This is a genomic window from Pseudomonas graminis (genome assembly GCF_013201545.1).
Classification (GTDB): domain Bacteria; phylum Pseudomonadota; class Gammaproteobacteria; order Pseudomonadales; family Pseudomonadaceae; genus Aquipseudomonas.
Window position 1 is genome coordinate 1,178,673 of record NZ_CP053746.1, and the last position, 12,577, is coordinate 1,191,249.

The 12,577-nt window shown below is 61.2% G+C and carries 11 protein-coding genes; 1 reads left to right on the plus strand and 10 read right to left on the minus strand.

What is annotated here, in order from left to right; all coding sequences use genetic code 11:
- The 7 genes from FX982_RS05420 to FX982_RS05450 form a co-directional block, all read right to left on the minus strand.
- Positions 1–1,149: an iron-containing alcohol dehydrogenase gene (locus tag FX982_RS05420; protein ID WP_172609893.1), complete on the minus strand. Its 1,149-nt coding sequence runs from the start codon at positions 1,147–1,149 to the stop codon at positions 1–3.
- Positions 1,150–1,371: 222 nt separating this feature from the next.
- Positions 1,372–2,196, minus strand: a complete 825-nt coding sequence (locus tag FX982_RS05425; RefSeq protein ID WP_065991348.1) for an ABC transporter permease — start codon at positions 2,194–2,196, stop codon at positions 1,372–1,374.
- An 11-nt stretch (positions 2,197–2,207) separates the two neighbouring features.
- Entirely contained in the window at positions 2,208–3,455 is a 1,248-nt protein-coding gene (locus tag FX982_RS05430) for an ABC transporter permease (protein WP_172609894.1), read from the minus strand.
- 111 nt (positions 3,456–3,566) lie between these two features.
- Positions 3,567–4,598 (minus strand): polyamine ABC transporter substrate-binding protein, encoded by a 1,032-nt coding sequence (locus FX982_RS05435; RefSeq protein ID WP_172609895.1) that lies wholly within the window; start codon positions 4,596–4,598, stop codon positions 3,567–3,569.
- A gap of 90 nt (positions 4,599–4,688) precedes the next feature.
- Positions 4,689–5,813, minus strand: coding sequence for an ABC transporter ATP-binding protein (locus tag FX982_RS05440; RefSeq protein ID WP_065991345.1), 1,125 nt, complete (start codon positions 5,811–5,813; stop codon positions 4,689–4,691).
- A gap of 290 nt (positions 5,814–6,103) precedes the next feature.
- Positions 6,104–6,733 (minus strand): response regulator, encoded by a 630-nt coding sequence (locus FX982_RS05445; RefSeq protein WP_122536572.1) that lies wholly within the window; start codon positions 6,731–6,733, stop codon positions 6,104–6,106.
- On the minus strand, positions 6,730–8,736 hold the full coding sequence (locus tag FX982_RS05450; protein ID WP_172609896.1) for a PAS domain-containing sensor histidine kinase: 2,007 nt from the start codon (positions 8,734–8,736) through the stop codon (positions 6,730–6,732). Before FX982_RS05450 ends, FX982_RS05445 begins: the two co-directional genes overlap by 4 nt.
- A 202-nt stretch (positions 8,737–8,938) precedes the next feature.
- Here FX982_RS05450 and FX982_RS05455 point away from each other — a divergent pair, with 202 nt between their 5' ends.
- On the plus strand, positions 8,939–9,922 hold the full coding sequence (locus FX982_RS05455) for an alpha/beta hydrolase family protein (protein ID WP_172609897.1): 984 nt from the start codon (positions 8,939–8,941) through the stop codon (positions 9,920–9,922).
- A 56-nt stretch (positions 9,923–9,978) separates the two neighbouring features.
- Here the strand turns inward: FX982_RS05455 and FX982_RS05460 are convergent, their stop codons facing one another.
- From FX982_RS05460 to FX982_RS05470, 3 genes are read right to left on the minus strand one after another with little or no spacing between them, the layout of a single operon-like run.
- Positions 9,979–10,752 (minus strand): DnaJ domain-containing protein, encoded by a 774-nt coding sequence (locus FX982_RS05460; RefSeq protein WP_122624528.1) that lies wholly within the window; start codon positions 10,750–10,752, stop codon positions 9,979–9,981.
- Positions 10,753–11,421, minus strand: a complete 669-nt coding sequence (gene murU / locus FX982_RS05465) for an N-acetylmuramate alpha-1-phosphate uridylyltransferase MurU (RefSeq protein ID WP_172609898.1) — start codon at positions 11,419–11,421, stop codon at positions 10,753–10,755. It abuts the gene before it with no gap.
- A gap of 58 nt (positions 11,422–11,479) precedes the next feature.
- On the minus strand, positions 11,480–12,523 hold the full coding sequence (locus tag FX982_RS05470) for an aminoglycoside phosphotransferase family protein (RefSeq protein ID WP_172609899.1): 1,044 nt from the start codon (positions 12,521–12,523) through the stop codon (positions 11,480–11,482).
- Between the last annotated feature and the right edge of the window lie 54 nt (positions 12,524–12,577).

Sequence of the window (12,577 nt, forward strand, 5' to 3'; positions counted from 1 at the left end):
TCAATACGCCGCGCGGTAGATTTTCTCGATGTCGGCGGCGGTCAGTTTCCGTGGATTGTTGCGCATCAGGCGCTCGATCTTGCTGGCCTCCTCGGCCATCGCGGGAATGGCGTCTTCAGGCACGTTGAAGCTGCGCAGGCCGGACGGGATTTCCACCGCGGCGCACAAGTCGGCCATGGCTTTCACCGCCAGGTCGGCGGCGTCCTTGTCGCTCAAATGTGCGACGCGGACGCCCATCGCGTCGGCAACGTCGCGCATCCGTTCGACGCAAGCCAGCTTGTTCCACTCCATCACATACGGCAGCAACAGCGCGTTGCTGACGCCGTGGGCAATGTTGAAACGCCCTCCCAGCGGATACGCCAGTGCATGCACCGCCCCAACCCCGGCATTACCGAACGCCATGCCGGCCATGAGGCTGGCGGTGGCCATGTCTTCTCGCGCTTGCAGGCTGGACGGATTGGCGTAGGCCTTGGGCAGCGCCTTGACGATCAGCTTGATGGCACCCAGGGCGATGGCGTCGGTGATCGGCAAAGCATTCACTGATAGATAGGCTTCGATGGCGTGCACCAGCGCGTCGACTCCGCTGGCCGCCGTGACACTGCGCGGACAGGTCAGGGTCATCAAGGGGCTGACCAGCGCGACGTCGGGCAACAGGTAATCGCTGACGATGCCTTTTTTCAGCTGTGCCTGCTTGTCTGAAAAAATCGCCACGTTGGTGACTTCTGAACCGGTACCGGCCGTGGTCGGGATGGCAATCAGCGGCGGGCCTTTGCGCTTGACCAGATCAACCCCGAACAACTCGGTCAGCGGCCCTTCGTGATTGGCGAACGCCGCGACGCCCTTGGCGATGTCGATGGCACTGCCGCCGCCCACGCCGATCAGGCCGTCGTGACCCCCCTCTCGGAAGGCGCGCGTGCAGTCCTCAACAATAGAAATTTCGGGTTCGGGTTTGACCTGATCAAACAGGCCATAACGACGACCGCCCAATTGCGCCAGCGCGAGATCGACGGTCCCGGATTTGACCAGTATCGCGTCGGTGACGATCAGCGGGTTTTGAACGTTGAGCCGGGTCAGCTCGGCCGACAGCTGCTCGATGGCGGCGGGGCCGGTGATCAGCTTGTTGGCGATCTTGAAAGCAGAAACACTCATCGGGCTCGTCCTTTACGTTGTTGTTGGAGACGGGGCTCTTTTACAAGGCAGGGTTGGCATGCGCTGAGTCAAACATAGACCGGATCGTGGGATGCGTCAGTTTTGTGATGCGGGAAGAGCCCTCGGTGTGCGCTATTAATCTTGCGGTGTGGCACCTGGCGCTTTCCCGGCTAAAGCCGGTCCTACCATTCGCGTTACAGCCAGTGCCCCAATGGGTGTTGATCACTCCACCGCCGTGCGCAGTTTCTCGCTGCGGCCGCGCAGCCATTCGAGCACCAGCAACAGCACCACCGAGAAACCGATGAGCAAGGTGGCTGCGGCGGCAATGGTCGGGCTGAGGTTTTCGCGGATACCGCTGAACATCTGCCGCGGCAAGGTCGCCTGGCCCGGGCCTGCGAGGAACAGCGTGACCACTACTTCATCGAACGAGGTCGCGAACGCAAACAGCGCCCCGGAGATCACGCCCGGCGCAATCAGCGGCAGGGTCACACGCCGAAACGCCGTCGTCGGCGAAGCACCCAGGCTGGCCGCTGCACGCACCAGGTTGTAGTTGAAACCCTGCAAGGTGGCCGACACGGTGATGATCACGAACGGCACACCCAACACGGCATGCACCAGGATCAGCGAGATGTAGCTGTTGCCCAGACCCAGCGGCGCAAAAAACAGGTAGCTCGCTACCCCGACAATCACCACCGGCACCACCATGGGCGAAATCACCAGCGCCATCACCAGCGCCTTGCCGGGGAAGTTGCTGCGGGTCAGTCCGATTGCCGCTAACGTCCCGAAACCCATTGCCAGCACCGTGGCAGCCGGCGCGACGATCAGGCTGTTTTTCAGCGCGCGCATCCACTCCGCCGAACCGAAAAAGTCCTGATACCAGTGCAGCGAAAAGCCCTGCAGCGGGTAGACCAGAAAGCTGCCGGAGTTGAACGACAGCGGCACGATCACCAGCACCGGCAGCACCAGAAACAACAGAATCAACCCGCACAGCGTGCGCAGCGTGTAATGCCAGACCCGCTCGATGGGCGAGGAATAAGGGCTCAACATGGTCGTTCTCCTCAGCTCAGACGCAGGCGGCTGGCGCCGACCAGCCAGTTATAGATCAGGTACAGCACGACGGTCGCCAGCAGCAACAACCCGCCCAGCGCCGTCGCCATGCCCCAGTTGATGCTGGTGTTGGTGTAGAACGCCACGAAATAACTGACCATCTGATCGTTCGGGCTGCCGAGCAGCGCCGGAGTGATGTAGTAGCCGATGGCAAGGATGAACACCAACAGACAGCCCGCACCCACACCGGCGTAGGTCTGTGGGAAGTACACCCGCCAGAAGCTCGCAAACGGGTTGCAACCCAGAGAGATCGCGGCGCGCATGTAGGTCGGCGAGATGCCTTTCATCACGCTGTAGATGGGCAGGATCATGAACGGCAACATGATGTGCACCATCGAGATGTAAACGCCGACCCGGTTGAACACCAGCTCCAGCGGCTTATCGATAATGCCCATGGCCATCAGCGCGCCATTGATCAGGCCGCTTGATTGCAGCAACACGATCCACGCAGCGACGCGCACCAGGATCGACGTCCAGAAGGGCAACAGGACCAGGATCATCAGTAAATTGCTCTGCCGTGCAGGCAGGTTGGCCAACAGGTACGCCAGCGGATAGGCCAGCAACAGACAGATCACGGTGATCACCAGGCCCATCCAGAAGGTGCGGGCGAAGATGTCGAGGTAAATCGCCTGATCGGGCGTCGCCGGCGCCACTTCACCGAGGTCATCGATGCGGTGGTCGACAGCGGCCAGTAAATAATAGGGGGTGAAGCTTGAGGTGTTGCGGCGGATCGCCTGCCAGTACGCGGGGTCGCCCCAGCGTTCATCAATGGCTTCCAGCGCTTCCTTATAAGAAGCCGGCTCTTCCTTGAATGGCATGGCGCGGGCGGTTTTTGCCAACAGACTGCGGTAGCCCGCCAACTCCTGGTTCAGGCGTTTGGACAGATCGCCCAGCGTCTGATTCTTGCGCGCTTCGGCCAGGTCCTGGCTCGCGGCTTTGTACACCGATTCCGGCGGCAGCCCCTTGCCGTCCCATTTCGCCACTTCCACCACAGTGAGCGGCATGCCACCCACCACTTCGGGGTTGCTGACGCTTTTGTAGAGCAGCGCCGCAATCGGCACGAGAAACACCAGCAGCAGGAAGATCACCAATGGCGCGATCAACGCCTGAGCCTTCCAGCGATTGACGCGCTCGGCACGGGCCAGGCGTTGCTTCAGGGTCGGGCTGGCGCCTTCAGTCAGGGGCACGGCGGTGGCCATAGTGAACTCCAGAATCTCTCAACAATGAGTGCGTCCCCTGCCCCGCCTTCAGACAGTTCAGACGACGCACCCGGATCTAACTCACAACGGAACGCTTACAGGGCTGCGATCTTATTTCGCCGCCCACGAGTTGAAGCGCTGTTCCAGCGACTCACCGAAGTCAGCCCAGAACTTCACGTCGATCTGCACCTGGTCCTTGATGTTCTCAGGGGTGGTCGGCATGTTTTTCAGGGTCTCAGCGCTCAGCAACGGGACTGCGCCCGTGTTGGCCGGACCGTAAGCGATGTTTTCGGAGTAGATTTTTTGTTGCTCTGGCTTGAGTGAATAAGCGATGAATTTCTTCGCCTCTTCGGCGTTTTTCGCGCCTTTCGGAATCGCCCACGCGTCGAAGTCATACACGCCGCCGGTCCAGACCACTTTCAGGTTGCTCTCTTTCTGCACGGCTGCGATGCGACCGTTGTAGGCGGAGCTCATCACAACGTCGCCCGACTGCAGATATTGCGGCGGCTGGGCGCCCGCTTCCCACCACTGAATGCTCGGCTTGAGCTTGTCCAGCATCTTGAAGGCGCGGTCCTGGCCTTCCTTGGTCCCCAGCACTTTGTAGACGTCTTTCGGCGCAACACCGTCAGCCATCAAGGCGAATTCCAGGGTGTATTTGGCGCCCTTGCGCAGGCCACGCTTGCCCGGGAAGTTCTCGGTGTCCCAGAAATCAGCCCAGCCGGTCGGTGCGGATTTCAGCTTGTCGGCGTTGTAGGCCAGCACGGTCGACCAGACGAAAAAGCCCACGCCGCATTCAGAGATTGCGCCTTTAACGTAGTTGTCCTTGTTGCCGAGATCGACCGATGCCAGCGACTCGAACATGTCTTCGTCACAGCCACGGGACAGCTCGGGCGATTCCACTTCCACCAGATCCCACGTCACGCTCTTGGTGTCGACCATGGCTTTGACCTTGGCCATTTCACCGTTGTATTCGCCAGCGATGATTTTGCCGTTGCCGGCTTTTTCCCACGGCGCGTAGAAGGCCTTTTCCTGGGCCGCCTTGTTCGCGCCACCGAAGGAAATGACCGTCAGGTCCGCTGCCATGGTTTGCGCAGCGCACATCATGCCGACCGATAAGGCGGTGAGCTTCAATGTCTTGAGCATCAGTTTTTCTCTCCACGAACAATGTTGGTTAAGCGATGGGGCGATTTGGCTCGCCTCTGGTTTCTTCGGTTGACGCGTAATGCGGGCGTATCAATGCGCATCCAGCAACGGGTCCAGCGCGCGCGCGTGCTCGACCTGCCATCCAATGGGCACAACATCGCCAACGCTCAGGGCCGGATCCAGCTCGGCGATGGGCTGCTTGACGAAGAAATCGGTTTTGCCGGCGACTTCCAGGCGCACGCGCACGTGGTCGCCCAGGTAGATGAATTCGGCAACACGGCCGGAGAAGCGGTTGACGCAACTTTCGCTGCGGCCGTTGAGGTTTACGCGCTCGGGACGAATAGAGAGCGTGACCGGGCTGCCGGTCGCACCGACGTTGATCGCCAGCGCTTCGACTTTTTCGCCGCGCGCCAGGCCCACCACACAACGGTCGCCGCTCTGGCTGAGCAACGTGCCGCTGATGCGGTTGTTCTCGCCGATGAAGTTGGCGACAAAGGTATTTTTCGGCTCTTCATAAAGGGTGCGCGGTGGGGCGATCTGCTGGATCTCGCCCTGGTGGAACACCGCGACGCGGTCAGACATGGTCAGCGCTTCGCCCTGATCGTGGGTGACGTAGACAACGGTCACGCCCAGACGCTGATGCAGGTGCTTGATTTCCATCTGCATGTGTTCGCGCAGTTGTTTGTCGAGCGCACCGAGAGGTTCGTCCATCAGCACTAGCTGCGGCTCGAACACCAATGCGCGCGCCAGCGCCACACGCTGTTGCTGACCACCCGACAACTGCGCAGGGTAACGATGGGCGAAGGTCCCGAGCTGCACCATGTCGAGGGCGCGTTTGACCTTTTCGGCGACGTCGGTCTTGCTCATGCCGCGCACCGACAGCGGAAACGCGAGGTTCTCGGCGACCGTCATGTGCGGGAACAGCGCGTAGTTTTGGAACACCATGCCGATGTCGCGCTTGTGCGGCGGCACATTGTTGATTGAACGGCCCGCCAGCAGGATCTCGCCAGCAGTAGGCGTCTCGAAGCCGGCGAGCATCATCAGGCTAGTGGTTTTGCCGGAGCCGGACGGCCCGAGCAGGGTGAGGAATTCGCCTTTGCAGATATCCAGGTTGAGGTCTTTGACGATCAGGGCTTCGCCGTCGTAGCTTTTTTGCACACCGCGAAAGCTGACCAGAACATCACTTGCCCCAGCGCTTGAATCGACGTTGCTCATTGCCCACACCTTTGTTTGATCCACCGTGGGGATCAAGCCTAGATGAGCCTGAAGGCCGCGCAAATCGGGGCGTAAGAGAGAATGACCTAGGTGGGATGGAAGGTTTTGGGTAGGGATTGCCCTACAGGGATGGCGGGGATAGGTATGTCGCCCGGAAGTTATTTATGGCCTGGTCTGGCGTCTTCGCGAGCAAGCTCACTCCTACAGGGGATCGCAATAACCTGTAGGAGTGAGCTTGCTCGCGATAGCGTTTTACGAAGCACCACAGGAAGTCGTTTTTAGACACGCAATCAAACCAACTTGTGCTCCATCGCATACTTCACCAGCTCGGCCAGCGAATTGATTTTCAGCTTTTGCATCAGGCGCGCCTTGTGGGTGCTGATGGTCTTGCTGCTCAGCGCCAGTTGCTGGGCGATGTCGTTGACGTTCGCGCCTTGGGCCAGGCGCTCGAACACTGAAAACTCGCGTTCGGACAGCAACGAGTGCAAAGGCCGGCTGTCCGTCAGACCGACTTCAAACACCATGCGATCGGCCAGGTCCGGGTCGATATAACGCCCACCCGCGGCCACACGCCGGATCGCTGTCAGCAGCAACGCAGGATCGCTGTCCTTGGTGGCGTACCCAGCGGCGCCGACCTTCAAGGCCCGCGCGGCCATTTGCGCTTCATCGTGCATCGACAGCACGAGAATCGCAGGCGGATTGTTCAACGCGCGAATTCGCGGGATCGCCTCCAGGCCGTTGACGCCCGGCATGGAAATATCCAGCAGCACGACCTCGCACGGGATGTGGCGCAAAGCCTCCAGCAACTGCTCGCCATTGCTGGCCTCCCCGACCACTTGCAGATCTTTCGCCAGGCCGATCAGCTGTTTGATGCCCTCCCGGACAATCGTGTGGTCTTCGGCAACCAATACGCGAATCAATGCACGTGCTCCTCAGCGACCGGGTCCAGCGGAATGTGGATGCGCAAGGTTGTGCCTTCACCGGGCAAGGTGTCCAGATGCAATTGCCCACCCATGATCAGCACCCGCTCGCGCATGCCCACCAGCCCGAACGACGCAGGACGTTCGGCGCGCTGATCGAAACCCTTGCCGTCATCGGCGATGCGCATGCACAGGACGCGGTCGCTCAGCGTCAGGCTCAGCTCGACCGTATGCGCTTCGGCGTGACGCATGACGTTGGTCAGCGACTCCTGAAGAATGCGAAACAGCCCGATGGCCGTTGCGTCCGGCAGGCTAGGCAGATTGTCCGGCACCTGCACCAGGCAGGGGATCTGGGTGCGCGCTTCAAAGCGTCGGGCCTGCCACTCGATGGCCGAGGCAATGCCTGCATCGAGAATCGGTGGTCGCAGCGCGGTCGCCACGTCCCTCACCAACTGGAACAACTGGGCAATCAGGCGCTTCATGCTGTTCAAGCGATCCCGCAGGCCAGGGTCGAGATCGGCGTAGGCCAGTTCACACATGGACGTTTCGAGCTTGAGCACGGTCAGCATCTGACCCAGCTCGTCGTGGACTTCCCGGGCGATTCGGGCCTTTTCTTCTTCGCGCACGGTTTCCAGGTGCGCCGAAAGCTCGCGCAACTGCTCGGCGAGCACCTGCAAGCGCGCTTCACTTTCTTGCAGCGCAGCGAGGGACCGACGCCGTTCGGTCACGTCGGTGATGAACACCACCAAGTACTCGGCGTCGCGAAAGCGCAGAAAGCTCAGCGACACATCGGCAGGCAGGATGCTGCCATCGGCGCGCACGCAATTGCTTTCATAGTTCTGCGGCCCTTCCTCGGTGGAGCGCGCGGTTTTCCACAGATTGAGCCAGCGATCCATGTTCAGCCCCGGCTCGAAATCAATCAGCGGCCGGTCCACCACCCCACCCGGCGCATAACCCAGCATGGTTTCGGCGGCCTGATTGGCGTAGCGCACATGGCTGTCCCAATTGACCCAGAGAATGCCGACGGTGCTCTGATCGATGGAGAACTGCGCCAGCCGCAATGCCTCTTCGCCGGCCAGGCGCCTGGCGATGTCATCCCGGGCGGCGAGTAATTGTTTCTCCAGTTGCTGCTGTTGTTTGCGCTGCCAGTAAACGATCGCGGCGCTGGCCATGAGCAGGACCAACAGCAGCAGCGCGATGTTCTTCCACAGCCCCGGCGATTCACTGATTTGCGGGTATTTGGGCAGCAGCCATTGCGTGTGTAACTGTTCGAGATCCCGGGCCGGAATGGCGCTCAATGCCTGGCTGATGATCTCGGCGAGCTGTGGCGTGTCACGTCGGGAAGCCACACGCAGCAACTGCGGGAAGCCAATGTCGCCAACCACGGCGAGCCCGGCAAACTCGGCTTCCCGGGACAGACGGCTGAGCTGCGCTTCATCGATCACGGCGTATCGCGCCTGCTGACTGAGCAAGAGCTGCAACGCCTGACGCTCCAGCGGCACGCCTTGCAGATTGAGGTGGGTGTAGTTGCTGCGCAGGTAGTCAGCGGTGGCGCTGGGCATGCGTACGGCGACGCGCGCCTGGCTGTCGAGCTTTTCCAGATCCACCGCACCGGTGCCATCACGTTCGCCGACGATCAGTTGCGGCACGCGCATGTACGGATCGGAATACAGCCACAGGCGCAAGCCGGCGGGCGTCTGGGTCAGGCCGGGTGCGAAGTCGATCTGGCCGTCGACAAGGGCTTTTTCGAGCTCGGCCTGATCGGCATAGCTGCGCCACAGCAGCTCCATTTGAAGGGTCTTTCCCATGAGATTGATGAGGTCGACGTTCGCGCCGGACAACTGCTGCGCACGACGATCAAGCTGGGCGTAAGGCGTCTGAAGGACGAGCCCGACGCGCAATTGCCCACGGTGGGTCAGCCAGTCCCGCTGTTCGCGACTCAAAGGGTCGGCCTGCGTGGGCGAGGCGGCGGCATGGTGCGACATCAGCAACGCGATCAGCATCAGGCCGATCAAGAGCGCGCCGGTATCGCCGATAACCCGAAGGCACCGCGCGTGGATTCTCAAACTGTCGTCTCCATTTCCCTGAATCCCGTGCCGATCATGCGCTGTGTCTGGCGCTCCCTGTGGAGCCGATTGCCTGGCCTGACAAACCGCCGTCAACCCATTAGTCTGCTGGAATTGTTTCCGGCCTTTGGAATACTCGATGTCCTACACCCTTCGCGCACTATTTCCTGCGCTGTGCCTGACGCTGATACTACCTTGCTCGCCGCTGGTGGTGGCTGCGGACCCGACGCCGGATAAAGACGCCAAGCCGGCTGAAGCGCCGGTCGAGCGGGCCGCACTGCCGTCGCGCACTGAAGAAGACACCCTGGCGCTGGAGCGTCAGGTGCCGCAAGTCGAGCAACAACAGTTGCAGGCGGGCGACGAGACCTTTCTGGCCCTGTGGAAACCGGCGAACGTCGACGAGCCCAAAGGTGCGGTGATCATCGTGCCGGGCGCCGATGAGTCAGCAGACTGGCCGACGGCGGTGGCACCGTTGCGACGCAAGTTGCCGGACGTCGGTTGGTCCAGCCTCAGCCTGAGCATGCCGGACGCTCACAACGACGGTATTTTCGCCCGCGCGGTGGATGCACCAGCGGCGGCGAGTGACGGCGATAAAGCAAAGGACGCAGCGGGAAAAGCCCCCGACCCTGCGGCCACCGCTGAAGCGGACGCTGCAGCGGCTGCCGAACAGGCCACCGCCCAGGCCGAGATCGCCAAGGCAAACGCCGAGAAAATCTTCGCCAGGATCGACAGCGCGGTGGCGTTTGCCCAGCAGAACAAGGCACGCAGCATCGTCCTCCTCGGCCACGGCAAAGGCGCTTATTGGGCGGCGCGTTACATGAGCGAGAGGCCCTCGCCGGCTGTTCAACGCCTGGTAATGGTCACGGCCGTGGACACGGGCAAGGAAACGCCATCGCTGATGGAGTTGCTGCCCACACTGAAAGTCCCGACGGCCGACTTCGTCAACAAGGATCGTCCGGTGCCACGTCAGCAGGCACAAGACCGCCTGGACGCGAGCAAGCGAAGCAAAAACGCGCGGTTCACCCAAGTCGCACTGAGCGCCATTCCCGGCAACCCGGCGATGGAACAGGACCAACTGTTTCGTCGGGTTCGGGGATGGTTGGAAGGGGATGCAGCGAAGTAACCCTGATCGCCTGCGATGCTGCCTGCGCTCAGGGCAGCATCAACGAAACAAAAGCGTCAGCGAAACCCGCGTCGATCGCGAATCACCGCGTAGGCGTGATGCAATTCGCGGGTTTTCTCGGTGGCATCACGAACCTGTATCTGGTTGGCGCCGCTGCCGGCGATCTTGTCCGGGTGATGCCGACTCAGCAAGCGACGATAGGCCCGCTTGATCTGCGCCGGTTCGGCATCGGCTTTCACGCCCAGCAACCGGAGCGCATCCTGAAACTCGCCGCCACTGCTGGCGGGCGCGCCCCGCGAACGCTGCTCGTCTTCGGTCGATGACAAGCCTTCGACCTTGTCCGCCGTCCAGCCCAGCCATTTGCCCCACAGCACAATCAGTTCACGCTCGGTGCGCGACGCCCTGCCATCCGCCCACGCCATGCGCCAACAGGCACGCAACAAACCTTCTGCGGCGTGGGGCTGTGTTTTAAGGCGCGTGAGGTGAACACGCAAATTGTCGCGCCCGTCCTTACCCCGATTAAACGCCTGAATTGCCCGTCGTTGCGCCGCCTCGCCGAGGTCCAGTCGGCGCATTTCAACGCGCGCCTGCTGAATGTGCCCGTCGACCACCCGACCATCGCTCTTCGCCAGACGCCCCAGCATGATGAAAATAAGCTCGTCATCCTGCGGCACGCTGCGGCCATTGGCACGCTCGCGCATCTCCGCCCAGCTGCGGAAATGCAGTCGCCGATCAAGCGCCTGCCCAAGAAGTGCGCCGAGCATGGCGCCGGGAATGCTGGCAATCAAATAGCCGACGCCACCGCCGACCACCGTGAATGGCCACAGCATTTAGGATTTCACCGCAAGGATCTGCTCGACTTCGGCCAGACGCTCATGGGTACCGACATCCACCCAGCGGCCGCCGAAACGTTCGCCGGTCACCAGGCCTTTCGCCATGGCGTCGCGCAACAGGGGCGCCAGCTTGAACGCGCCTTCGGTGCAGCCCGCGAAGAGTTGCGGGTGCAGCACCGCAATGCCGCTGTAGGTCAGGCGCGGCTGAGCTGCGTCGTTATGCACCTGCCCGTCGATCAGCGCAAAATCCCCGCCGGGGTGATGCGGCGGGTTGTCCACCAGCACCAGATGGGCGAGCCCCTTGAGCGGCTTCATCAACACGCTGAAATCGAAATCGACCCAGATGTCTCCGTTGACCACCAGAAACGGCTCGTCGCCCAGAAGCGGCAGCGCACGAAAGATCCCGCCGCCCGTCTCCAGCGGCTCGCCCTCCGGGGAGTAGGAGATATTCAGACCCCACTGGTGACCGTCGCCCAGATGATCTTCGATCTGCTGGCCCAACCACGCGTGGTTGATCACGACGTCTTCAAAACCTGCCGATTTGATCGCGCGCAGGTGATATTCAATCAGTGGAACACCGCCGGCTCGCACCAGCGGTTTGGGCGTGTGCAGGGTCAACGGGCGCAAGCGTTCGCCTTTCCCCGCCGCCAGAATCATCGCTTTCATGCGGCCCTCATCAAGACAATCTTCACGTGCAGTCCCTCTTCAATTGCAGTCCATTCCGTTACACAACAGATGCTGGTTTTGCCTGTGTCGGTTTTGTATGGCCAAGGCTGGTCAGCAGATTACTCAGTTCAACCAGCTCCGGGCGTCGCGCCAACACCGCTTCTATATAAGAGAAGAAGCGCGGCACATCGGCGACGTAGCGTGGCTTGCCATCACGGTGGCAGATGCGGGCGAAAATACCGATCACCTTCAAATGCCGCTGCACGCCCATCAAATCGCTGGCACGCCGGAATTCATCGAATTCGTCCTGCACCGGGATGCCCGCCGCAGCGGCCTTGTTCCAGTACAGCTGGAGCCAGGCCGCTACACGCTCCTCCGGCCAACTCAGGAAGGCATCCTTGAACAGGCAGGTGATGTCGTAGGTGACCGGGCCGTACACCGCGTCCTGAAAATCCAGCACGCCAGGGTTCGGTTCACTGAGCATCAGGTTGCGCGGCATGTAGTCACGGTGCACCAGCACCTTCGGCTGGGCCAGCGCGCTTTCGATCAGCAGATCGCTGACTGCCTGCCAACTGGCCTGCTGCGCCTGATCGAACTCCACGCCCAGATGACGCTTTACGTACCACTCGGGAAACAGCTCCAGCTCGCGGCGCAACAGTGCCACGTCGTAACTCGGCAACGGCGCGTCCATCGGCAGTTGCTGGTAGGCGAGCAGTGCGTCGATTGCGTCACTGAACAGCTGATCGGCATTTTGCTCGTCGATCACATCCAGATAAGTCTGACGACCCAGGTCATTCAACAAAAGGAAGCCCTGATTCAGGTCTTCGGCATAAATTTTCGGAACATTAATGCCCGACCCGCTCAATAAATGAGCGATATCCACGAAGGGTTTGCAGTTTTCCTGTGGGGGCGGAGCATCCATGACAATAAAAGTGCGGCCCTCCCCCTCCCAGCGAAAGTAACGTCGGAAACTGGCGTCGCTGCTGGCAGCAGTCAACGTGGCCGGGGGTATCGGGCCCCAGTTCTGGGCCTCGAATAAACGCGGGAGCTGCTCATCGAGCCAAACTTTCAGGTGTTGCAGGCGTACATCTTGATCTGGCATTGCAAGGGTCTCCGACGGCGCTAGCCGTCAAGCGGGTCATGCTTTATTATCCGA